Annotated in this window: 28 protein-coding genes; 10 read left to right on the top strand and 18 right to left on the bottom strand. The window is 59.0% G+C overall.

Annotated elements, in window-relative coordinates; all coding sequences use genetic code 11:
• Positions 1-32: 32 nt before the first annotated feature.
• From L1P08_RS07080 to L1P08_RS07100, 5 genes are all read right to left on the bottom strand, one after another.
• Positions 33-227 carry a type II toxin-antitoxin system HicA family toxin gene (locus L1P08_RS07080; protein ID WP_303619299.1) on the bottom strand — a complete coding sequence of 65 codons (195 nt, stop codon included), beginning with the start codon at positions 225-227 and terminating at the stop codon, positions 33-35.
• Positions 228-233: 6 nt separating this feature from the next.
• A complete protein-coding gene (locus L1P08_RS07085; protein ID WP_303619300.1) occupies positions 234-476 on the bottom strand; it encodes a DUF1902 domain-containing protein in 243 nt (80 codons plus the stop codon).
• A gap of 352 nt (positions 477-828) precedes the next feature.
• Positions 829-1,353, bottom strand: a complete 525-nt coding sequence (locus tag L1P08_RS07090) for a hypothetical protein (protein WP_303619301.1) — start codon at positions 1,351-1,353, stop codon at positions 829-831.
• Positions 1,354-1,439: 86 nt separating this feature from the next.
• A complete protein-coding gene (locus L1P08_RS07095) occupies positions 1,440-2,714 on the bottom strand; it encodes a DNA-packaging protein (protein WP_438268443.1) in 1,275 nt (424 codons plus the stop codon).
• Positions 2,686-3,105, bottom strand: coding sequence for a hypothetical protein (locus L1P08_RS07100; protein ID WP_303619302.1), 420 nt, complete (start codon positions 3,103-3,105; stop codon positions 2,686-2,688). Before L1P08_RS07100 ends, L1P08_RS07095 begins: the two co-directional genes overlap by 29 nt.
• A gap of 248 nt (positions 3,106-3,353) precedes the next feature.
• Between L1P08_RS07100 and fliK the strand changes: the two genes are divergently transcribed.
• The 4 genes from fliK (at position 3,354) to L1P08_RS07120 (ending at position 7,019) form a co-directional block, all read left to right on the top strand.
• Positions 3,354-5,105, top strand: coding sequence for a flagellar hook-length control protein FliK (fliK, locus tag L1P08_RS07105; protein ID WP_303619303.1), 1,752 nt, complete (start codon positions 3,354-3,356; stop codon positions 5,103-5,105).
• Positions 5,102-5,386, top strand: a complete 285-nt coding sequence (locus L1P08_RS07110) for an EscU/YscU/HrcU family type III secretion system export apparatus switch protein (RefSeq protein WP_303619304.1) — start codon at positions 5,102-5,104, stop codon at positions 5,384-5,386. Before fliK ends, L1P08_RS07110 begins: the two co-directional genes overlap by 4 nt.
• Before the next feature lie 93 nt (positions 5,387-5,479).
• Positions 5,480-6,124, top strand: coding sequence for a hypothetical protein (locus tag L1P08_RS07115; RefSeq protein ID WP_303619305.1), 645 nt, complete (start codon positions 5,480-5,482; stop codon positions 6,122-6,124).
• Between the two features lie 166 nt (positions 6,125-6,290).
• Positions 6,291-7,019: a DUF3307 domain-containing protein gene (locus L1P08_RS07120; RefSeq protein WP_303619306.1), complete on the top strand. Its 729-nt coding sequence runs from the start codon at positions 6,291-6,293 to the stop codon at positions 7,017-7,019.
• Here the strand turns inward: L1P08_RS07120 and L1P08_RS07125 are convergent.
• Positions 7,016-7,468: a YcgN family cysteine cluster protein gene (locus L1P08_RS07125; protein WP_303619307.1), complete on the bottom strand. Its 453-nt coding sequence runs from the start codon at positions 7,466-7,468 to the stop codon at positions 7,016-7,018. The genes L1P08_RS07120 and L1P08_RS07125 overlap by 4 nt on opposite strands.
• 248 nt (positions 7,469-7,716) lie before the next feature.
• Between L1P08_RS07125 and L1P08_RS07130 the strand changes: the two genes are divergently transcribed.
• From L1P08_RS07130 to L1P08_RS07140, 3 genes are read left to right on the top strand one after another with little or no spacing between them, the layout of a single operon-like run.
• Positions 7,717-9,735 (top strand): transglycosylase domain-containing protein, encoded by a 2,019-nt coding sequence (locus L1P08_RS07130; protein WP_303619308.1) that lies wholly within the window; start codon positions 7,717-7,719, stop codon positions 9,733-9,735.
• A 3-nt stretch (positions 9,736-9,738) separates the two neighbouring features.
• Entirely contained in the window at positions 9,739-10,317 is a 579-nt protein-coding gene (locus L1P08_RS07135; RefSeq protein WP_303619309.1) for a DUF1214 domain-containing protein, read from the top strand.
• Positions 10,314-10,883, top strand: a complete 570-nt coding sequence (locus tag L1P08_RS07140; protein WP_303619310.1) for a DUF1254 domain-containing protein — start codon at positions 10,314-10,316, stop codon at positions 10,881-10,883. Before L1P08_RS07135 ends, L1P08_RS07140 begins: the two co-directional genes overlap by 4 nt.
• Here L1P08_RS07140 and L1P08_RS07145 read toward each other — a convergent pair.
• Positions 10,867-11,667 (bottom strand): hypothetical protein, encoded by an 801-nt coding sequence (locus L1P08_RS07145; RefSeq protein WP_303619311.1) that lies wholly within the window; start codon positions 11,665-11,667, stop codon positions 10,867-10,869. The genes L1P08_RS07140 and L1P08_RS07145 overlap by 17 nt on opposite strands.
• A 6-nt stretch (positions 11,668-11,673) precedes the next feature.
• Entirely contained in the window at positions 11,674-11,844 is a 171-nt protein-coding gene (locus L1P08_RS07150; RefSeq protein ID WP_303619312.1) for a hypothetical protein, read from the bottom strand.
• Between the two features lie 181 nt (positions 11,845-12,025).
• Here L1P08_RS07150 and L1P08_RS07155 point away from each other — a divergent pair, with 181 nt between their 5' ends.
• Positions 12,026-13,189 carry a DUF2336 domain-containing protein gene (locus tag L1P08_RS07155; RefSeq protein WP_303619313.1) on the top strand — a complete coding sequence of 388 codons (1,164 nt, stop codon included), beginning with the start codon at positions 12,026-12,028 and terminating at the stop codon, positions 13,187-13,189.
• On the opposite strand, the gene L1P08_RS07160 is transcribed toward L1P08_RS07155, so the two are convergent.
• The 3 genes from L1P08_RS07160 to L1P08_RS07170 form a co-directional block, all read right to left on the bottom strand.
• Positions 13,186-13,476 carry a DUF1491 family protein gene (locus L1P08_RS07160; protein ID WP_303619314.1) on the bottom strand — a complete coding sequence of 97 codons (291 nt, stop codon included), beginning with the start codon at positions 13,474-13,476 and terminating at the stop codon, positions 13,186-13,188. The genes L1P08_RS07155 and L1P08_RS07160 overlap by 4 nt on opposite strands.
• 69 nt (positions 13,477-13,545) lie before the next feature.
• Entirely contained in the window at positions 13,546-14,490 is a 945-nt protein-coding gene (locus L1P08_RS07165) for a peptidoglycan-binding domain-containing protein (protein WP_303619315.1), read from the bottom strand.
• Positions 14,487-15,956 (bottom strand): sensor histidine kinase, encoded by a 1,470-nt coding sequence (locus L1P08_RS07170; RefSeq protein WP_303619316.1) that lies wholly within the window; start codon positions 15,954-15,956, stop codon positions 14,487-14,489. Before L1P08_RS07170 ends, L1P08_RS07165 begins: the two co-directional genes overlap by 4 nt.
• A 333-nt stretch (positions 15,957-16,289) precedes the next feature.
• Between L1P08_RS07170 and L1P08_RS07175 the strand changes: the two genes are divergently transcribed.
• Positions 16,290-16,550 carry a hypothetical protein gene (locus tag L1P08_RS07175; RefSeq protein ID WP_303619317.1) on the top strand — a complete coding sequence of 87 codons (261 nt, stop codon included), beginning with the start codon at positions 16,290-16,292 and terminating at the stop codon, positions 16,548-16,550.
• Positions 16,551-16,714: 164 nt separating this feature from the next.
• Positions 16,715-17,140, top strand: coding sequence for a SufE family protein (locus L1P08_RS07180; protein WP_303619318.1), 426 nt, complete (start codon positions 16,715-16,717; stop codon positions 17,138-17,140).
• A 2-nt stretch (positions 17,141-17,142) separates the two neighbouring features.
• On the opposite strand, the gene L1P08_RS07185 is transcribed toward L1P08_RS07180, so the two are convergent.
• From L1P08_RS07185 to L1P08_RS07215, 7 genes are all read right to left on the bottom strand, one after another.
• Positions 17,143-17,904, bottom strand: coding sequence for a DUF6456 domain-containing protein (locus L1P08_RS07185; RefSeq protein ID WP_303619319.1), 762 nt, complete (start codon positions 17,902-17,904; stop codon positions 17,143-17,145).
• Positions 17,891-18,331: a helix-turn-helix domain-containing protein gene (locus L1P08_RS07190; protein ID WP_303619320.1), complete on the bottom strand. Its 441-nt coding sequence runs from the start codon at positions 18,329-18,331 to the stop codon at positions 17,891-17,893. The genes L1P08_RS07185 and L1P08_RS07190 overlap by 14 nt, the downstream gene beginning before the upstream one ends.
• A 181-nt stretch (positions 18,332-18,512) precedes the next feature.
• Positions 18,513-18,929: a Ros/MucR family transcriptional regulator gene (locus L1P08_RS07195; protein WP_303619510.1), complete on the bottom strand. Its 417-nt coding sequence runs from the start codon at positions 18,927-18,929 to the stop codon at positions 18,513-18,515.
• Positions 18,930-19,080: 151 nt separating this feature from the next.
• Positions 19,081-19,431, bottom strand: a complete 351-nt coding sequence (gene mnhG / locus L1P08_RS07200) for a monovalent cation/H(+) antiporter subunit G (protein WP_303619321.1) — start codon at positions 19,429-19,431, stop codon at positions 19,081-19,083.
• The gene (locus L1P08_RS07205; protein ID WP_303619322.1) at positions 19,428-19,745 is read right to left on the bottom strand and encodes a cation:proton antiporter; all 318 of its coding nucleotides are present in this window, start codon (positions 19,743-19,745) and stop codon (positions 19,428-19,430) included. Before L1P08_RS07205 ends, mnhG begins: the two co-directional genes overlap by 4 nt.
• Entirely contained in the window at positions 19,742-20,221 is a 480-nt protein-coding gene (locus L1P08_RS07210; RefSeq protein ID WP_303619323.1) for a Na+/H+ antiporter subunit E, read from the bottom strand. The genes L1P08_RS07205 and L1P08_RS07210 overlap by 4 nt, the downstream gene beginning before the upstream one ends.
• Complete coding sequence (locus L1P08_RS07215) at positions 20,218-21,798, bottom strand: proton-conducting transporter transmembrane domain-containing protein (RefSeq protein WP_303619324.1); 1,581 nt, start codon at positions 21,796-21,798, stop codon at positions 20,218-20,220. The genes L1P08_RS07210 and L1P08_RS07215 overlap by 4 nt, the downstream gene beginning before the upstream one ends.
• Positions 21,799-21,806: the final 8 nt, after the last annotated feature.

A 21,806-nucleotide genomic window follows, 5' to 3' on the forward strand; every position in this document is an offset into this window, starting at 1 on the left:
GGGTGATCCTTGGATAGACTAAATCGACAGGGTCAAAACGCCTTGGGCAGACCCGCCTGTTTCAACGTTTCATTGGCCGTATGGCGGGATTTGGTGCCATGATCGAGCGTAAAATAGCGCTTGGTGATGGGGCTATACCAGATCTCGTGATCGCCGCGCCCCTCGCGATGAAAGGTGCAGCCCGCTTCGTTCAACAGTTTCTTGAGTTCCTTGATGAACCCGGCCATGCGTTGCTACACGCCGGGATTGAGCACCCGTGCCACCTGATCGGCATGGATGTGTACGGGAATGTCACCAATCGCGTAATCCGAGCCGTTCAGCTCAAGCAAGTCCTGCAGCGCAGCGGTCACCTTGGGGCCGAGGCTTTCGAGGGTATCGGATTCAATGGATAGGCCATCCACGTCCTGGCTTGTCGCCACCCAGACCTGAGCCTCGTCGTCCCACTCCGCGCGAACATGAATAGATGTCAGCTTCATAAGCTGCCTGTCCTCTAATATGTACTCACTTCACAGGGTATATGGGTGTATGTCGCATATTTCGCAATATTTTGCCATCTGGATTTGAGAAAGGCGGTGGCCAGTATTTCTAAAGTATTATCGGCCCAAACTCATTGAGCATGGGCCGACACTTAAAAATCAAAGCTGGAGGGTCCGAAGCTACGCCGCTTCTCGGCGTTCAATCTCGCACTTGTGCGAGGACATGAAAAACGACGTCTTCTTAAATTCGTCGATGCCCATATTTTCTATGACATCATAAATCGCCCTGTGGAGAACGTTCTCAAGGGTTGTCATATCCATAATTGCACTCCAAGCGGCACACATACCGCGCTTACTGTCGGGTTATATATAGCCATGCGCCCCTGTGTTGTACAGAAGCAAACAAGTCCGAACCATCCAAAGTCTGACCAACTGCTGCGAAAAACTGCATATCGGCTGGGCTTCGAGTGTGAAATTTTATGTGATTTGCCTTTAGTTTTTCATGACTTATCGAAATAATTATCACATTTGAAAGAATACTAACCAAAACGCGAGAATAGTCCGCAATTGTAGTATCTCCGAGATCATATTGGGGCGAAAGTAAGATATGGCGCACCCGTAACACCGGCCCGTCGTAGCCGGGTAGATATGTATGGTTCAACATACAGACGGCGTGATACCTGTCGCCCTCAACAAGTGCAAAAAGTCCAGTTCCTTCCTTATCCTTCGCGATAATCTCATCAAAAACAGCAAAAGGAATTTGTGAGTAGGTCTCAAAATCCTCATCTAAATCATCGCACTGCTTTTTCCAGTCTTTCTTTAATAAATCGTAGGATGTCCCCTCGGAACCTAACTTTATAAAATTCAATTTGCTCACGGCCAAATCTCCGCAGTTATACATACTATCATTTATGGCCAGCAAATACTGATTTGGGAAGATTTTCTAGCTGTAACCAAGAAAGTTCACACCCCCCTCACCCGCGGCACCGCCCGCCCCAACATCAACTCCGTCAGTGCCCACACCAGCGCGTCCACTCTGTCTGGCGAATGCCCGCCGCTCAGCCCATCCGGGCCAAAGGCGCACATTTCGTCTTCGAGTTCAGCCAATCCCGCGGCGTGCCGCACCAGCCCTCGGGCATAAAGAGCGGCCACCGGTTCGGCGCGCACCCATTTGCCGCGCGTCGCATGGACGGAACGCACCGGGAGATGCGGGGCCATTTGGCGCAGCATTTCCACCACCAGCTCGCCGCCCTGGTTAACCTCGGCCACCACGGCATCAGCCTCGAATTCCTCGAACGCCGATACCACCCGCCGTGCCCAGGCCAGCGGCCGCGCCGGTTTCAGCGACCGGTCGGCCAGCACCACCCCTGTCTCACCGGCCAGCCCCGCAACGATAATGCCGCAGGCATCCGATTTGGCATGGCCGGTCACCGGTGGGTCAACGCCGACAATGATCCGGGACAGTTCCGGGATGGTTCCCAGCCGCCCCGCCTCCAGCGCCGCTCTTTGCCATAAGGCATCGGGCAGATCCTCGATCAGTTCACCATCCAGTTCCTGCCTTCCCAAAACCGTGCCGCGATAGCGCCCCACCACCGTCTCCAGAAAACCCGGAGCCAGATTGGCGGCGTTCTCGGCGGTGCGCATCCGCGTCACATGGGTGCGCGGATCGGCCAATAGTCTTTTCAGCAATCTTGTCGGCCGGGGCGTTGTCGTCACCAATTGGCGGGGATTTTCCCCCAGCCGCAGGGCGAATTGCAGCATGTCCCATGCCGCCTCGGCATTGGGCCATTTGCCAAGTTCGTCGCACCAGGCAGCGGCAAATTGCGGCCCGCGAAACCGTTCCGGCTCCGAGCCGGACATCAGTTCGGCCATCGCCCCATTGGGCCAGAGCAGCCGGTTGGCCGACCGTTCGAATTTTGGCCGCGTGGCCGCCGGGCCAATGCGCAACAGCCCGCTTTCGCCCTCCACCATGATGGCGCGGGCCTGGGCAATCGTTTCGCCCACCAGCGCAATCGGGGAAACGGGGATGGTTTCATTCACCAGCCCCCGCACCCATTCGCTGCCGGCCCGGGTTTTCCCCGCGCCGCGCCCGCCCATCAGCAACCATGTGGTCCAATCGCCTTTGGGCGGCAATTGTTCGGGCCGGGCCCAGTGCACCCAGTCACCGGCGACCTCTTCCACCCCATCGGCGTCGAGCCGCTTGAGCAATTCAAGGCTGGTTATCGCGAAGTTGCTCAATGCGGTCCGCCAGTTTTTGCCGCAGCAGATCAATATCGCGGCGGCGTTTGTCATCGGGCTTGGGCGTTTCCTCCTTGTTATCGAGGGCGACCAGTTTTTCCAGCGTGCGGGCCAAATGGCCCAACAGCGCCACCTCATTGTCGTCACTGCCCGTCATGCGCGCTTCCAGATGGGCCACCTGCCGTTCCAGCATGGCCATCAGCCGCTTGACCAGCACCTTCCGCCCCATCAGCCTTGCGGGGTGCCGCAATGTCCAGTTTTCGCGTTCGGCATGGTCATAAAGGGTGGGTCCCGAGACATGGTATTTGTCCGTGATCTCGGTAACCGTCAAAATATCCGCTTCATAGTCGGCCCTGATGGCCGCCCAATCGGCTTTGGGGCGTGCTGGCATGTTCAAATTCCGTAGGTCGCAAAGCGCGGCTGGCTGCAATGGCAAAACCATCGCGGCTGAGGCCGTCGCCACTTCTGGGGGGAGGGCAGCCCGGGTGGGGACCGCCGTCAGCCGCAACTCTGCGACCATGGCATAAATATACTCCAGCCCCGTGACGCGTCGATAAGTTTGCGTTTTTCCCGGAAAACCGGCGGCTGACGATGTGGCAAAAATCGGCTATCATCGCCAAAATCAGGTTGAGGGACCGCATGATACGAATCCCGAGCGATATTCAGGTGCCTGTCACAACGCCCCGCTCCGGGGTGCTGGAGGCGCTTGGGCTCAGGGTCGGTCAGGTCTTTACCGGCGAGGTGGTCGGGCAGACGCTCAACGGCACCACGCAATTGCAGATCGGCGGCCAGCAGATCACCCTCACCCTGCCCGGCCAGCCGCAGCTCGGGCAATTGCTGCAATTCCAGATCAAGAGCGCCGGGGCAAAACCCGAACTGGTGTTGCTCACCAATAATCCCGCCACCCCGGCCCCGACGGCGCAAACCGCAACCGCACAAGCCAATACAGCTTCTGTATCCACGGCCACACCTTTGCCCAACACCCAAGCCGCGCCCCTGCCGCCCGCCACCAACTCACAACCACAACCCGCCGCAGCCCCGCCGCTTGCCGCCGAACCTGCCCCGGCCCCTGTTTCCTCACAGCCAAGCAGCGCTGCGCCGGCGCCGGCGGGCAATGCGGCCTTGCCGCCCACCAGCCTGCCCCTCCCGGCGGGCGTGCGGGCGGAGCTTAATTTGCAGCCGGGTCAGGTGGTCACCGCGCAAGTCGCGCCGCCTTCGGCCAGCGGGCAGGCGCAAATCGCCATCGGCACGCAACAGGTCGCCGCCACCCTGCCCGGCAATCCAGCCCCCGGCACGACCGTGCAGTTTCAGGTGCAAATGCTCGGAGCCGAGCCGCGTCTGGTGCCGCTCACACCGGGGCAAACGGTCACCCCGCGTTATCCCGCCAGCACCAGTCCGGGCACACAGGTGCCAACACCGCCGCCTGTCACAACTCCAGCACCCAGCGCCGTGCCCATCACCCCGGCCAGCATGGCGCAAGTCATCAGCCAGACCGCCGCCAGCGCCGCCGTCAAACAGGATTCGGTGGGCACGCTGCTCGCCAGCCTCACCGGTTTGCAAAAGCAGGGCACAAGCCTGCCCAATCCCGTCGCCGAAACAGCCGCACGCCTGCTCGCCAGCCAGATCGATCTCACCAAGGGCCCGCCCCCCGCCGCAGCCTTGCGCGCCGCGATTGCCGGGTCCGGGGTATTTCTTGAATCCATGATGGCGGGTGGTCAGGCCAATCCGGTGCAGCAGGGCGATATCAAGGGCCTGTTGCTTTTGATGCGCAATGTGCTGGGCAATTGGCTCGGGGCTGACGAAGCCCTGCCGCCCCCGCCCGACCGGCGTCCGCCGCCGCCCTTGCGTGGCTCCACCCCCAAGGCGCATGCCCAAAACCCCGCGCCCCTGCCGCAAGGTGCCGAGGGGCGGGAGGCGGGCAAACATCTGCTCTCTCAAACAGATTCGGCGCTGGCACGCATCCGCCTGTTCCAGCTCTCCTCCCTGCCCGATGCAGCGGGCCGGCCGGCCCTGCCCGGCGCGGCGCAGGATCTGCATTTCGAATTGCCCTTCGTGCTTGGCCAGCAGGCCGGCATGGCGCAATTCCAGATCTCGCGCGATGCGGAGCAGGACGGCAATCCGGCCGAACGCGGCTGGCAGATGATCTTTTCGATCAATTTCGCCCCGGTCGGCCCGGTCGGGGCCAAGGTCACGTTCCGCTCGCGCAAGACCGGCGTCATGCTCTGGGCCGAAAACGAGGCGACCGCCGAAGTGCTCGAGGAAATGCTGCCCGAACTGGTCGAAGGGCTGGAGGCGCAGGGGCTGGAGCCGGGGGCCATTCGCGTCCGCCGCGCCCCGCCCGAAGCCTCACCGCCCCCACCCTCCGGCGGGTTTGTGGATAGCGTCTCATGAGCACGCCCGAAAACCCGCCACCCAAACGCGATGTCGCCATCGCCCTGCAATATGACAAGGAAGCGGGCGAAGCCCCGCGCGTCACCGCCAAGGGCTATGGCGAGGTCGCGCGCAAGATCATCGCCGTGGCCGAGGAAAATGGCGTCATTATCGAGGCCAATGCCCATCTTGCCGAAGCCTTGGGCGGGGTCGAGCTGGATGACACTATCCCCGTCGAGCTTTATCAGGCAGTGGCCGAAGTGATCGGCTTCGTGCTCCGGGCCAATGACAAGCTGAAATGAGCGAAAACCCGTGGGTGTTCAACACCATGTCCTTGGTTTTGCCCCGCCCTCCCGCTACCATCGCTCCCAATCCGCCAAGTCATGGGAGCGCACGTGCAAGAGGTTGCAGTTCTAACCGGTGATATCGTCAAATCCTCGGCCTTGCCGGCGGATGCGCTGACCCGTCTGTTCGATGCGCTTGAGGCAGGTGTGGCCGAGATCGCCACCTGGCCCGATGCCCCCACCCTTCTCACCTTTTCGCGCCATCGCGGCGATGGCTGGCAGCTGGTGCTGGGCAAGCCCGCATGGGCCTTGCGCGCGTCCCTGTTCCTCCGCGCCGCCATCCGCGCCGCCGGTGCCGATTTCGAAACCCGTATCGGCCTCGGCCTCGGCCCTGCCGACAAAATCGACACCAGCCATCCCGGTGCCGCCTCCGGCCCGGCATTCGACCGTTCCGGCCGCTGTCTCGATAGTTTACGCAAAAGCATCCTGTTCGGCATTGATAGCGGCGCCAAAACCGATGCGGCCCGCCTGCTCAACAGCGTCTTCGTCATGGCCGATGCGCTGTCGACCGGCTGGACGCAACGGCAAGCCGAAGTTTTCAGCTTCGTTTTGCACCCGGATAGCCCCAGCCAGGCCGAGATTGGAAACAGACTTGCCCCGCCAATCTCGCAACCTAGCGTCACCGCTCATTTTCTGGCAGGAAATGGCCCCGCCCTTTTGGAAGCGCTTGCAGCGGTGGAGGCCCGTGACGACTGATATTTCCGTTTATAAGTCAATCAGCTTATATTTCGAATTATAGCCTAAATAACCTATTTTTCAAATTATAGATCAAAAAGGCTATATTTAAGATTATCGACCAAACAGGCGATATCCCTAGATATCGACAAAAATAGCCAACACCGGATAGCAGAGGGACCAGCGCATGTTCGAAACGGCAATTGCTCTTTACGCGGCGCATCTGCTGGCCGATTTCGTGCTGCAAACCGATCGCATGGTCGCCAACAAGCACCGCCCGCTGGTTCTGGCGTTACACATCATCATCGTTGTTGCCACCACAGCCCTCGTCACCGGCACGCTTGATCCGCTCCCGCTCCTGCTGATCGGTGGTCTGCATCTGCTCATTGACGGCTGGAAACTGATCTGGGGCAAGGCGCTATCAGGATTTCTGCTCGATCAGGCGGCGCATTTCCTCTCGGTCATTGCCATTGCCGGGCTGTTCCCGCTCCTGTTTGCCGGCGGCTTCTGGAGCGCGCTTCCCGGCTGGCTCAGCGTTAGTGGCCTGACCCCGCTGCATTACCTGCAGTTTCTCACCCTCATCTCAGGCCTCATTGTCACCCTGCGCATGGGCGGCTTTGCCATCGACCTGTTCATTGCCCGCTTCAACTACACGCCCACAGCGGAAGATCCGGGGCTCGACAAGGGCGGGTTCTATATCGGGCTTCTGGAACGGGGGATGATCTTTTTGCTGGTCATCGTCAATCAGGTTGCCGGCATCGGCTTTTTGGTCGCGGCGAAGTCAATCCTGCGCTTTGGGGCCAGTCAGGACCGCAAGACCGGCGAATATGTCATCATCGGCACGCTGGCCAGTTTCACCTGGGCGCTGGTCGCGGCCTTCCTCACCCAGGCCGTTCTGGCCCGGCTCGGCGCCTAATCCTCCGGCGGCTCCCATTCGGGCCAGCTTACGATATGGTTTTCCCATTCGCCGGGTTTCACCGTGTCTTCATCCACAGTGCGCCCGCGCACCGAAACCCCCACCGCCACCACCGTGTCGGGATCGCCCGAAACCAGCGGGTGCCACCAGGCCAGTCCCTTGCCCTCGGCCAGCCGCCGATAGGCGCAGGTCGTGGGTATCCAGGGGATCGTCGTCACGTTCTCCGGCGTCAGCTTGATGCAGTCAGGCACCTTCTTCTTGCGGTTGGGATAATCGGTGCACTGGCAGGTTTCGCCATCAAGCAGGCGGCAATGCACATCCGAGGTGATGATTTCGCCGCTGTCCTCGTCCTCAAGCTTGAGCAGGCAGCACCGCCCGCACCCGTCGCATAGCGATTCCCATTCCACCGCGCTCATTTCACTGAGCGGCTTTTCTTCCCAGAATGCCATTAGGGCTAACCTTAACCTGCCACGAACCTAACGATAAAATCGATTGCGTCTTGCTTTTACGCCCTGAGTTATGAAGAGTCTCGTCTTGCTGACACTCGGCGCCAGAGGATACGTTGCAAGACCCGTTCTACGTCAAAAAAAAGCGGCCTAAAAAGACACGTTTGCTCGAGGCAGATGCGTGGCTTGATTCCGCCCTTTATGATTTTTTTCAGTCACTTGGCCGGGGTTATACCCGGTTCGAGGACATCATGTCGGTATTTCATATCTCCGGCATGCGCCGCTTTGTCGCCGAGGTTCTCTCCGACGGGCTCACCTTCGGGGCCATTGGCGCGGTGTTGATGCTGGCGCTGGCCCTCCCCGCCTTCGATGCCACCGCTTCGGGTGAGTTCAACAAAGCTGAAGACTATTCGGTCATTTTTCAAGACCGGTATGGCAATGAAGTGGGGCGGCGCGGCATCCGTTCTGACGATTCAGTCGAACTCAACAAACTGCCCGACAATCTGATCAAGGCGACGCTTGCCACCGAGGACCGGCGGTTCTACGAGCATTTCGGCATTGATCTTTTCGGCACCCTGCGGGCCGTTGTTTCCAATATGCAGGCCAATTCCGTGGTCGAGGGCGGTTCATCGCTCACCCAGCAGCTGGCCAAAAACCTGTTCCTTTCGTCCGAACGCACTTTCGAGCGCAAGATCAAGGAGGCTTTCCTCTCCCTCTGGCTTGAAACCCATTACACCAAGGATGAAATCCTCAAACTCTATTTCGACCGCGCCTATATGGGCGGCGGCAATTTCGGCGTCACCGCTGCGGCCGAATACTATTTCGGCAAAAAGGTGCAGGACATCAATCTGGCCGAATCCGCCATGCTGGCCGGCCTGTTCAAGGCCCCCACCAAATACGCGCCGCATGTGGATCTGGCCGCCGCCCGCGGCCGGGCCAATGTAGTCCTTAGCAATCTGGTAGAGGCCGGTTATCTGACCGAGGGTCAGGTCACTGCCGCCCGCCGGGCACCGGCCACCCCGATTGACCGCTCCGGGGATATCAACTCCCCCAATTATTTCCTCGACTGGGCTTTCGAGCGCGTCAAGGAGATCGTCGCCGGGCGCGAGGATATCGGTTTTGTCGTGCGCACCACGATTGATCCCAATCTCCAGTCCTACGCCGAAGAGGCCACGGCCTCGGTCATCCGCGAGAGCGGCGAGCAATATGGCGTCACCCAGGCCGCAATGGTGGTCACCGATCTTGATGGGGCCGTGCGCGCCATGGTTGGCGGCATGGATTACGGCAAAAGCCAGTACAATCGCGCCACAGCCTCTGCCCGCCAGCCCGGCTCTTCCTTCAAGCCGTTCGTTTATTCCACTGCCTTTGAAATGCTGGGCAATACGCCGAATACCGTTATCTCGGACCGGCCAACCTGCATTGGCAACTGGTGCCCGCAGAATTATGGCCGTTCCTATAGCGGGCAGGTCACCCTGCTGAATGCTTTTACCCGTTCGATCAACACCGTGCCGGTCACCTTGTCAGTTGCCACCGGCCGCCAGCCGATCGCCGACATGGCGCACCGCATGGGCATTACCAATGATTTTCCGGTCACCCGTTCACTGGCGCTGGGCGTTGCCTCGGTCAGCGTGCTTGATATGGCCTCGGCCTATGCCGTCTTCCCTGCTGGCGGGGTCAAGACACCGGCTTTCGGCATTTCGCGCATTTCCACCCTGCGCGGTGAAAAGGTCTATCAGGCCAACCCCGATGCCCCGCGTGAGCGGGTCTTGACCGACGAAACCGTGCGCAACATGAACATGATGATGCGCAACGTGGTCACCAGCGGCACCGGGCGTCGCGCCGATGTCGAGGGGGTTCCCGCTTCCGGTAAAACCGGCACAACCTCATCCTATCGCGATGCGTGGTTCTGTGGCTTCACCGGCAATTATGTTGCCGCCGTGTGGATGGGCAATGATGACTACCGCCCCACCCACCGCCTCACGGGCGGCTCCCTGCCGGCCACGATCTGGCAGAAATTCATGGAATATGCCCACACCAATATCGAGGTTCTGCCCGTCTATGGGGTCGATTTCGAACCCAAGCCTTATGTCCGCCCGGAGAACCCGGATGATGATGCCTTGCTGCTGGCCGAACGTCCGCCCAGCATGCAGCCGCAGGCCGCAACCAAGCTGGTCGATGTCGCCGACAAGCTGCGCGCCGCAATCCGGCGCAGCCGGCTCGCCGGGGCGCGGGCCGATGCGGGCACCGCAACACGCAGCGAGGGGATCTAGCGCTTGCGTCTGATTATTCATTTTGCGGCAATGCTGGCCATTGCCCTGGTGGTTGGCTTTGGCCTCAGCTATTTCTCTCTTGTCGATGGCCGTTTTTTCGGTGCCTATCGCTGGGGGGCATGGGTTGCCCGGCCGGAAGTCGGCTCGCCTGCACCCGATCCCTATACCCGCGCCTATCTCGCCCGCACCGGCACGTTGCAGCTGGGCCGGGGTGAAGGCGTCCAGTTCATCGCCGTTCAGGACAGCGAGGGGCAGCCCCTCATGCGCAATTGTGCCTATCGGGTCAGCGGCGATACACCTGTCGCCGCGTTCTGGACCTTGCGCGCCACCACGCCCGAGGGCATCAACATCGCGCAGGAGGGCATGCCGCTTTCCATGCACAGCACCCGGCTGGCCCGCAGCAATACCGGGGTTGCCAGCATTCATGTCAGCAGTGGCGTGTCGTCAGGCAACTGGCTTCAACTGGCGCCGGGCACCGGCGAATTCCAGCTGGTACTGACCTTTTACGACGCCTCCTTCCTTGCCGGGTTCGGCGCGAATGTCACCGCACTACCGGCCGTTATCAAGGAGGGTTGCGCATGATCCGCCCTCTGCTCTGGGGCATTGCCGGGCTGTTGCTTGGTCTTGTCATCCATCTCGTTATCATTCTCATCCTGCCCTACTTTGCCTCCGACAATGTCTGGGGACAGGTGCAAAAGCTGGAAGCGCTGGGAGAAGCGGTTGTCATCCAACAGCCTCAGCCGGGCGCGCCCAACCCGCTCGGGCTGGATCCGGAAATGGCTTATGCCGTTTGCCAGTTCGATCTGTCGCGTGGCCCCGGGGCGTTTTCGGGCGAGTTGCCTGCTGATTTCTGGTCGGTTGGCATATTCGACCGCAATGGCATTTCCGTTTACAGCACCACCAACCGCTCCGGCGTCGGACAATCGCTGGAACTGGGCATTTTCAACGAAGAGCAGACCCAGCTGCTTCGCGAACAGCAATTCGAGATTGATGAGGGCTTGCTGATCATCGCCGCCCCGCAGAACGATGTGTTTGCCGTGGTCAGGCTTGCCCTGCCCTTCCCCGAGATGCGCGCCCGCTATGAGGCAGCCCTTGCAGAACTCTCATGCGGGCACATCGATACGCTTGAGGTTACTTCCGATAGGTAGGTTCGGGGGTAAACGGCCTTGTCGCCATGCGGGACTGCAGCGTTATTTGCTCAGGCCGCCCGTAATCCCCGCCGCCCCCGGCGCAGAAATCGTGCCGTTCAGCCTGTTCAACCAGTATGGCAAGATCACTCAAGCGCCCATCCACCTGCCGGGCTTCTTCGTGCGGGGTTTCAATCAGCAGGCTTTCAAGCGCGTAGGAATATGAGTTGTAGCGGTAACGCGCCGCGCTGACGAACCAGGCGATATAAGCGCGGTTCTCACGCTGGCGGTAATAGACCTCGGCACGGGCCGGATCGTTTGCCCCGCGCAATGATGTTGCCGCCTCGCCCCGGCGCCGGTCGATTTCCTCAACCGCGCAAATCGCCCGGAACACACCCGGCATGGTGGCAATATCCGCGCCGATATCATCATCCAGCCGGTTATAGCGCACCCGCGATGAGCGATAGCGGTCGGACCGCAGAATGGCGTAATAGCGATCATAGCTGCCGCGTGTATCGATGGGGGGCGTCAGCCGTGTGCGTTGCCACTCCACCAGCACGTTGAAAAACCAGTCCTGGCTGTGCGGGGCCACAATAAACCGCCAGGCCCTGTCGTGCATTTCCACTTCTTCATCTGTCTGGTTGAGCAGCGACACGTCTTCGCCAAACATCAGCGCGCGCAGCTTGCCCACGGTCGGCATGATCTCGTCATGCAGCACGCCGGGCTTGGCGCGGCCGAAATCGCCGGTTGGGCGGGCACAGGCTGCCAGCATGCAGGCAAATACGATCAGGACAACAAGACGCACGATTATTCAGCCACGCTTTTGAGTTGGTTTGGAACCGGAATCATCGTCGCCTGATTCCGTCGGCGCAGCCCGTTCATAGCGAATACCTGTGAACATCAGGACCTGACCTTTACGTTTTTGACCGGTTTGTTCCGGAATGATACGCCCGCGTTTGTCGAATCGCACAAGCTCTCCCATAGTTCTCTCCATAGGCAACATTCTGTTTTATATATTAAAATTGCAATCAGGGCAGGTCAGAACGAACTGACAAGTTTCTGCTAATATGGCCATTAAGAATTCAGCAAGGTTAACAGTCTGCTAACGAATTGGCTGAGATAAGGGATGCAGATAACCTATTGCGAGATTCTGTGAGTCGGTCATGATCGGGTTCCAACCCTACGAGACATTTCAGCTTTTGATTGAAACGGGCGGTGTTGACCGCGCGAACACGCTGCTGGTGGCAGCCTGCGATGCTTTTTCCCGCCGCCGCATGCCCCCCCAGGCCGAGATCGCCCAGTTCGAGGCGCTGGCCAATCGGCTGTTCCCCACCGCCGCCCCGTCCGCGCGCACCAAAGCCGCCGCAACCCTGGGCCGGGCCGAACATCTGACCCCGGCACTGGAGCAATTAGTCATCGACAATATCGGCGACGATATCGGTGATTACCTGATCTCCGCCCGGCACCTGTCAGATGAGGCGCTGCTTGGTGTTGTGAGCAAGGGCGACATTGAAACCTGCGCTGCTGCTGCCCGCCGCGGTGACCTGTCCAACCCGGTTCTGACCAAACTGTTCCAGATGAACAGCCGCAAGGTTTACCGGGCGCTTGCCTCCAATACAGCCATCACCCCAACCGGCCCGTTCCTTAACGCCCTCGCCCGTTCAGCCCAGATGGATCATCAGGTTGCCTGGTCTCTGGCCGCCCGGCCCGATTTCGATGCCGCCCTGCTGGCACCTGCCTTTTTCGACTTGCGTGAAGCGGACAGGGTCAATGTCATTCAGGCCTTTGCCGAGCGCAACACGCCGGAAGCCCCGATCAAAAAGACCCTTGAGCAACTATCCGTGGCTAATCACGAATTGACCCGGGCGCTGATGAAACTGTTCACCCAGAACCGGCGCGCCGAAGTGACCCGCCTGCTCAGCCAGGTGACCGGTCTTGATGAGGTGCGTTGCGGCCAGATTGCCCATGATGTCAGCGGCGCGGCGCTGTTTGTCGTTCTGCGCGCCTTCGGATGCACAGCCTATGACGGGCTGAAGGTGCTGATCCATGCCACCAGCCATGATGAAGACCGGTCGAAAACCCTGTCTGATTTCGCCAAGCTTTTCCAAAGCGTCGATGTGGATGCGATGACATTCCTGATGAGCGCCTGGCGTGGTGACGTAAACCTGCTCGATCTTGCCAAACCGGAATATCGTCCTGCCAGCACGCGCCGTCAGCCGCAACAAGCTCCCGCCACGTCGGACCGCGAATTGCCGGCTCGGCAGGATTCGGTTGTCACCCAGGCAATTGATGCTCTCGAACGTATCGGTGTACGCCGGGCAAGCTAGCGCTTGGCGGAATCCGCATTGACGATGGTGATACCAGGATCGTCGTTGCGTGATTCAAGGCTGACAATCCAGACATCGGGATCAAACTCGATCTCACGCGCCAACCGTTCCCGGGCACGTTCCGGGGCGGCCTTGTCGAAACGCCGTTCGAACTGACGATCAAGGCTTTGTTCCTGCAACCCGAGACCGGGCGCCGGCGCGAACAGGGATACGGTGCCGTTGAGATGATCGACTTCTATCCAGATCTGGCCGGCAACCGGGTCTCCCTTGCGGGCGACCACGCACATTTGGCCCAAATCATTGTGGCGGCGGATGAACGCCGCACACCAGAGGTCTGATCTTATGCGGGACATAAACTAGTATTTGGCCCCGGCATCCGCCAGCAGGTCCACCAGTTCAGGGGTGACCGCGCCGGTCACCTTGTAATTGTAATAGACTTCGAAATTGCGGATTGCCTTGGCGGTTGTTTCGCCGGCAACGCCGTCGATCTTGCCGCGCAAAAATCCAAGACTGGCGAGGCCCCGCTGAACGTTTTCCACCAGCTCACGGTTTTCGACCGGCGTTGATACGCTGTTCTGGGCGGCGGAAGCCACACGTTGCACAATCTGCACCAGGGGATCACCAGCGGTTCCGCCAGTATTCCGGGCGGCTGTTTCCGCCACGGCAGGCGTCGTGGCCACAGCTTGCGGTTTCGGGTCTGCGACAGGCGCCGGCTTCGGTGTTGCCGCCGTGGTTGACGCCGTTGGCAGTGCTGCCCGGCTCACGGCATTCAGCACATCGGGGGTCAGGGCACCAACAGGCGTCCGCCCCACGCTGAGTTCAAAAGCACGGATGGCATCTGCCGTCTGCGGCCCATAAAACCCGTCTGCCTCGCCCTGATAGAAATCAAGCGCTGCCAGTTTCTGCTGCAGCGCGGCAACATCACTATTGTCGATCTTTGCCACTGCATCCGACATCACGGGCACAGGTGCCGGCTCCGGTGTCGCGATTTTGACTGGTGCGGGTGCCTGTACCGGAATTTCCTTGATGACCGGCGCCACGCGCGTTGGCGCTTCTACAGGCGAGACCGACGCGGTGGTCAGCTGCTCTTCAGCAAATAGCGGTGCCGGGTGCGTGCCCGTCTGCATATAAAGAGCATTGGTCATCGCCAGACCAGTGCCAAAAGTCATCGCCACCAGAACAAGCGAACTCACCGGCGCGCGCACGGCATGGGCAATCACCCAAAGCGCGCCGCGTCCCAGCCCTGTGAAAACAGCTTCGCCCGCTGCCATCGGAAAACTGGAAGTTGCCGTTGCTGTCATTTTGCCATTCTTTTTGGTTCTGACCATTGCTCTGAATGCGCCGTATTCGTTTCTGGATGTAATTTGGTGATGCCGCCATCATCATCGATTCGGGTTTCCGGACCGTTGACCGGCAGCACAATTGTGACACTGGTGCCGCGCCCCGGTTCCGAGCTGACCTTCAACGTGCCGTCATGCAGGTCGACCAGCCCCTTGACGATCGACATGCCAAGCCCTGTTCCCTCATAACGGCGCTGCGCGGTACTCTGCGCCTGAAAAAAGGGCTCACCAAGGCGTGCCAGCACATCTGCATTCATGCCAATGCCCTGATCGGCAATTGTAATGCTCAGCGACTGCCCCAGCCGCTTCATGCTCCATGTCACGCGGCCACCAGATTCAGAGAACTTGATGGCGTTGGACAGGAGGTTGATCAATATCTGCCGGCAAGCCCGCTCGTCGCCGATAATCTCGGGCAGATTCTTGCCAAGTTCAACTTCAACCTCGACATTTTTTTCCTGCGCCGCCTTCGAGACAATGCGAATGCATGGCCCCACAAGCGCTTCAGGCTCAAATTTCGCGGCGTGGAGTTCAAATTTCCCCGCTTCGATCCGTGACATGTCGAGAAGCATGTTCACGACATCAAGCAGGTGATGACCGCTTTGCGAAATAAGTCCTGCATATTCACTATGTGTTTCGGTCAGCGTTCCGCCAATGCCACTGCTCATCATGTCCGAAAACCCGACAATGGCGTTGAGCGGTGTCCGCAATTCATGGCCGATCACCGCCAGAAACTGCGATTTGGCAAGAGAAGCCTCTTCCGCAGCCTTTTGCGCGTCGACGATGCGTTTCTCGGTCTGCTTGCGGGTTGAAATATCCCGCATCAGGGCAATTACACCGAAGGGGCCGCGTTCTTCAGCGGCATGCCGTATCGGCGAGAAATTCACCTCGACCCATACGAATTCAGGCGCGACCTGCCCCGGCTCATCCCGGTCCCGGCGCATGCGCACCTCAATCAGGCGTTCATTGCCGTGATGGCGCGCATCTGCGAAGGCGGTCATATAGAGCGGACGGTCAAGAACGTGGGTACGCTCAGAAAGACCGGCACCAGCCAATTCATATTTCTGGCAACCGAACAAATCGCCCGACGAGCGCGAGGCCAGCGTCAGTTCTCCGGCAGCGTTGAACTGAAAAACCGCATCGCGCATGTGTTCAACCAGATGCCCGAAAGCATCGGCCTGCAGCGCTGTTTCAGCTTGATTGCCACGCATATGCGCCAGTGTCGCAAAAGCATAAGCGCTAACAGATGCGGCCGCAGCCAGTGCCGAAACAGATACCATAAGCGCATTGCCGTTCACCCATGCAGCAACCGTCGCGGGCAAAGCCGCAGCGCCGGCGGCCAGGGCTATACCCCGTACAGCCTGCCAGGGTGTGGCAGCGGTATTTTGGGTTTCGGGCGTTTTTTGACGCTCGGCGGCAGAGCTACTCATATACACAAACTCATTTTCCCGGACCAGCCGTGATCCGTGGCCTCAACCTTCCACCTAAGCCCTAAGACACCCTTAAGTGGGAGCCGCCTGCGTAGCGAAAGCGCGCATTTTGACCGTCAGAAAGGGAGGATTTTATGCATAGCGTAAACAATCTCTTGACGGTGCTCCCAGAATGACGCCGATCCAGATCGATAAAATTTTATCGAATTCTGGCATTTGGTTTTAATTCGCGTTCGCTAAGGTCTTGTTACAGCGGGTGGAAAGCGTGCCCGCAACGTAACTGGGGCAAGTGTTATGTTTTTGATCCGATCTGCATTCTGGCTGGGTTTGGCCATGATTGTGATACAACCGCAAGGCTGGAACCTTGGTGCCAAGGCTGACGCGCTGAGCACGGCGGCAGTCGATGCTGGCAAGCAGGTCGTGGTTCAACAGGTCATGAACACCCAGTGCGATTCCATTGAATGCGTCGGCGGCAAAGCCGTGTTGCTTGCCTCCGGCATTAGCCATAACCCGTCACAGGCTTCCACCATGCAGGATTCGCTGGGCCTGAAACTGGCACCGGTCCCCCGGCCGCGGCCAGCGTGGGCGGGTTAAACACAGGGACTGCGTCACTTCCCCCCGACGCTACTCCAACCAGCGGTCCCTGATCAGAGCCGCAAGCACGCTGCCCCGTGCTTGCGGTTCGCCTTTTAAATTTTGTGCCAGACCCCATATCTGACCTGTTGGCCTTACGGCCAAGCTGGGCTAGAGACTGTTGTATGAGCACTTTACCTGCATTCGACGAAATATCCGACAATCTGGGCTTCCTTGACGATTGGGAAGACCGTTACCGCTACCTCATTGAACTCGGCCAGATGCTGCCGCCGCTTGATGATGCGGAGAAAAATTCAGATACCAAGGTCACCGGGTGTATGTCCCAGGTCTGGCTTGTGGTCGATGAGGCTGAGGCGAACGGGCAAATGGTGCTCAGTCTGCGTGGCGATTCCGATGCGATGATTGTCAAAGGTCTCGTAGCCGTATTGATCGCGCTATACGCCAACCGACCACCCGCCGACATCGCCCGGACCGACGCGATTAAAATCCTTGATGATCTGGGCCTGCGCGAGCATCTGACCTCGCAACGCACCAACGGATTGATCTCCATGGTCAACCGGATTCGCGGTGAAGCTGAGGCCCGGGCCTGACATCAGCCCAAGACATCCGGTCGCGCGCCCGGCTCCAGCCAGGCTTCGATATCGCCGCCAGCCCGGCCCGTTGCGCGCTCGGCAAGCCCAAAATGCTGGGCCAACTGGTCCAGGCTAATCCGCAGTACCAGTTTGGCACTGCGGCGCGGCCAACGCCGCTCGGTTTCGACCTGCTGTAATCCCTTTTCATAACCGCATACATCAAACAATATGCCGGCACAGTCCGCTGGCAGTGCTGCATATATCCTCTGCAGCGCCACCCGTGCATCGACCGCCATATCCGGGATATCGGTACCACCGAATGACCGCCCGCGCTTGCTGGAGACAGGATCCGGGTTGTAGGTCATGACAATTCTGGGCCTCAATCCAGCCCGCTCGACCAGTTTACGAAACCGTTCTCCGGCCAGAACATGATGCGGCTGCAGATAATTAATGCTCGCTAGCCGCGCCAGCGGGCTTTCGTTGAGGTTGATATGTCTTCCGGCAGTGTCCCGGCCCGCGACCCTGTGCTGGGAGGCAAAGGCATCCTGTCCTATCGACAACTGACGTTTCAACCAGATCCGCGTTGTATCGGTGGGGGTAATGCGTGTATCCGCACGCATGATCACCCCTTCGCTGACCAGATGCGCAACTGCCGCCGACGACAGCCGACGGTGCGTTGCGCCCAGTTTTAGCGCGTACATGCCGTCCTCTGCGCGGTCGGCAAAGCCTGTTTTAAGCAGCGCACGGACAAACTGAATGTCCTTGCGGTCAATGGCGCTCATCTCTTGCCCCTTCGTCTACCGAGGCGCCGGATTTATCGGCCAGAAGCCCCACGACGATTTCCAGGCGGGACACGAGCATTTCGAATTGGGGGTCATCCCGACGATCCTCAACCCGGCCACAGGCAAAAGAGACCGTGGCACGACTACGTCCAAAGACATTTGCCACCGCCTCCATATTCCAACCAGCTGCGACGTGCAGCAGGTACATTGCCAATTGGCGGGCATGGGCAACTGGTGCGCGGCACCGGCGCGGCACGGTCAACAAGCCGGGGGCCACAGCCAGTTGCTGCGCCACCAGATGGATTACCGAGGTTTCCAGTGATCCTGAAAGATTGTCATTCTGCGCAGCATCCGGCGCGCACAATGCTACGCAAGGATACCCTCCCGACGGTAGTGTGCTTGCGTTCGACAAAGAAGACTTCAACATTTCGCAACTCCAAATTATAGGATATAATTCCTATAACGTGGCGAAATGGTAGCGTAGATAACTTGGTTATCGCTTTGGGCCGGCCTGCCCGGTTTCACCCTCGGGTGCGTAGCATGTTGCAGATGTCAAAATAAAACGGCCGCCCAAGGGCGACCGTCTGAACTGCCTAGATGGCGAAATGTTATTTGCCGGCTTTGCGGCCAAGACCGTTGGCCTTTGCAAGGCGCGAGCGGGTCTCTGAATAGCTGGGCGCGACCATCGGATAGTCGGCGGGCAGCCCCCACTTTTCACGGTATTCTTCGGGCGAAAGATTGTAATGCGTCCGCAAATGGCGTTTGAGCGATTTGAATTTCTTGCCGTCTTCGAGGCAGATAATATATTCGGGCGCAACTGATTTGCGAACAGGGACAGCGGGCTTACGCTCTTCTTGCTGCTCCGCAGCTTCACCGGTCTCAAGCGACTTCAACGCGCCATGAATATCGGCAATAAGTTTCGGCAAATCGGTGGGGCTTAAGGCATTGTGGCTTACATATGCGCACACGATCTCGGTGCTGAGTTCGACGAGATCGACGTCAGTCGTCACGGGGACGTCAGACATGTCGTTCATATCGGATCCTTTTCTTTTCTTTTTTTGTTTTTTTGCAGAATTTATATTCTGCTTTCAGTATCCGGCTTCTAAAACCCTTTAGCTCCCAATGCAACAACAAGCGTACATAATGTATATTTAATCATAGGCAACTATTAGATGCCTATTTTTTTGTCTTGTTTATGCTCGTTTCCAAATCGTTGATTTTGGTGAGCTCTGAGGGTGAATAGCCTGCCAGATAAGCTGCCCGGGCCAGCAAATGCGCCGAAACCGGCGCGGTGAGCAACAGGAATGCAAACCCTGCAATCGCCCGCAGCAGCACCGACCCGTCCAACGCAACCACCGCAATAGCCGCGAACAGCAGCCCAGCACCCATGGTACCTGCCTTAGAGGCTGCGTGCATGCGGGTATAAAGATCCGGCAAACGCAGGATGCCGACGGCTGCGAGCAGGCTGAAAACCGATCCGCAGATCATCAATATCGCTGCCACGTATTGCAGAATTGTGATGGTCATAACGGCGTTCCTTCCGTGTCGGCTCGCCCGTCGCTGCCCTGGTTATGCTCCAGTATGAAGCGGGCAAAGGCGACTGTTGCCAGGAACCCCACAATGCCAAGCGCAATGGCGATATCAAGATAAAGCGAAAATCCGGTCTTGATCGCGATCACCGCGATATAGCCAATCCCGATAGACACCAGCATATCCAGAGCAAGCACCCGGTCAGGCAGGCTCGGTCCAATGACGATTCGAACGACCGTCAGAAAGAAGGCAATGGTCAAAACCCCGAGGGAGATGGTGGTCGCCAATTGCAGAAACTCGGCTCCGCTCATTCGAATACCTCAATGATTTTCGCTTCAAACCCGGTGGCAATACTCTCGATCAGTTCCTTTTTATCCGGCACCGACAGCGCATGGACAAAGATAAACTTGCGATCCTCCGACACATCGACGCTCAAGGTACCGGGCGTCAGCGTGATGAGATTGGCCAGCAGGGTAATTTCAGGGTCAGACTTCGCCGTCAGTGGATAGGCAATAATGCCCGGCCGCAGTTTGGATTTGATATTTGGTTGCACCACCAGCCAGGCGACGCGCACCGCGCTGAGTGCCAATTCGTAAAAGAACAGGAACGTCAACGAAATGATGCGCCGCGCCCGGATCAAATGTTTCGGACGGGCTGTGCGTTCGCGCACGATCCACAAGGCCACGACACCGATCAATGCGCCCAATGCGAGGTTAAGGGCTGCAAAATTGCCAGTGATTGCGGCCCAGATTACCGCCAGAACAACGGCTGTCATTGCAAAGTTCATGGCTGCACCTCAATGCCGGTGGAGGCAACATAACGCTCCGTATGCAACAGGTCGGCCGCAGCGGTCCGCCCCGCCTCGATGACCGGGTTCGGCATCAGACCAAACCAGACAATCACCGCTACCAGCAGGGCTGTGGGGGCCATGGCCCACCATTTGTCAGCGCGGCTGAGCGGTTTGATGCGGTCATTGGGTTGTTCGGAATGCTCTCCCTCCCGGCCCGCACGCCAGAAAATATGCGCCCATAGCCGCGATCCGGCAACGGTGGTAAGGAATGAATTAAGCACAATCGCTATCACAAGAATGATGCTGCCATCGCCCAACCCCGCCTCAATCAGGAGCACTTTGGGCCAGAACCCAAGGAAAGGCGGCAGTCCGGCCATAGCAAAAACGAGAATAAGAAAGAGGATCGATAGGGGCGAGCTGGCCGTGTAGACGCCGCCCATCAGCCGGCTGTCCTCTTCACCGGTCATGCGTTCAATCAATCCGGCGACAAAATAGAGTGCAGCAATCGTGAGAATTGAGGAAAAGGCATAGATACTGGCCCCGGCAATCCCGCGCAGCGAGGGCATGGCAAGGCCTGCGAGCACCGCACCAATGCCGCCAATCAGCATGAAGCCGATCGCCCGGCGCAGATTGGTCTGCGACAAAGCACCGAGCGGGGCCATAATCAGGGTCGCCACGGCCAAACCGGTGATGACCGGATCCATGATATCCCGGCTAGCCGGCATCAGGCCGACCAGCGCGCGCAAAAGAGCATAAGCGCCGACCTTCGTCAGCAAACCGCCAAACAACGCCGAAACCACAGCATCAGGCGCATGATAAGAGGCCGGAAGCCACGCATTGGCAGGAAAGGCGGCAGCTTTCGTGCCGAAAGCCAGCAGAAGCAAGGCCGCGATTGCCGTCATCGGTCCCACTGGTGCATCGGGGGCGACGCGAATGATATCGGCCATGTTGAGCGTGCCCAACAGGCCATAGAGATAACCCAGAGCGACCAGAAAAAATGTGGTGGCGAGGAAGTTGATGAACCCGTATTTCAGCGCAGCATCAAGCTGCACCTTGCGCCCCCCCATGATCATCAGGCCGAACGAGGCGATCAGCATGACCTCGAACCAGACATAAAGGTTGAACAGGTCGCCGGTGAGGAACGCGCCTGTGACGCCAGCCAGCAACAACAAGACCAGCGAGTAGAAACCGTATTTGATTTCACGCTCGGCAATATCGGCCTGCGCATAAAGCAAGGCTACAAAGGCCACAAGCGCTGACGCCAGTGCAAACCCCGCACTCATGACATCCGCTGTAAAACTGATGCCGAAAGGCGGCAGCCACTTGCCCATAGTCATGGTCTGCGGCCCGAGCTCCATGGTCCGGCGCAGCAGCTCCACCTCGCAGCCGATAATGGCGACGACGGTCAACAGGGCAAATCCGGCCTGCCAGCCCCTTCCATTGCGCAGCATCAGCAAAAGGGCAGCGCCCATCAGCGCCAGTACCACCGGCAGAATCAATACCCAGTCTGAAGCCGCTGTGGCGACCTCGATCATGGCGGGGGGCAGTTCCAGTTGTGTGGTGGGTGCGGCCATCTGTTCAA

Origin of the sequence: Mariluticola halotolerans, from assembly GCF_021611515.1 — a bacterium.
GTDB lineage: Bacteria > Pseudomonadota > Alphaproteobacteria > Rhizobiales > Devosiaceae > Mariluticola > Mariluticola halotolerans.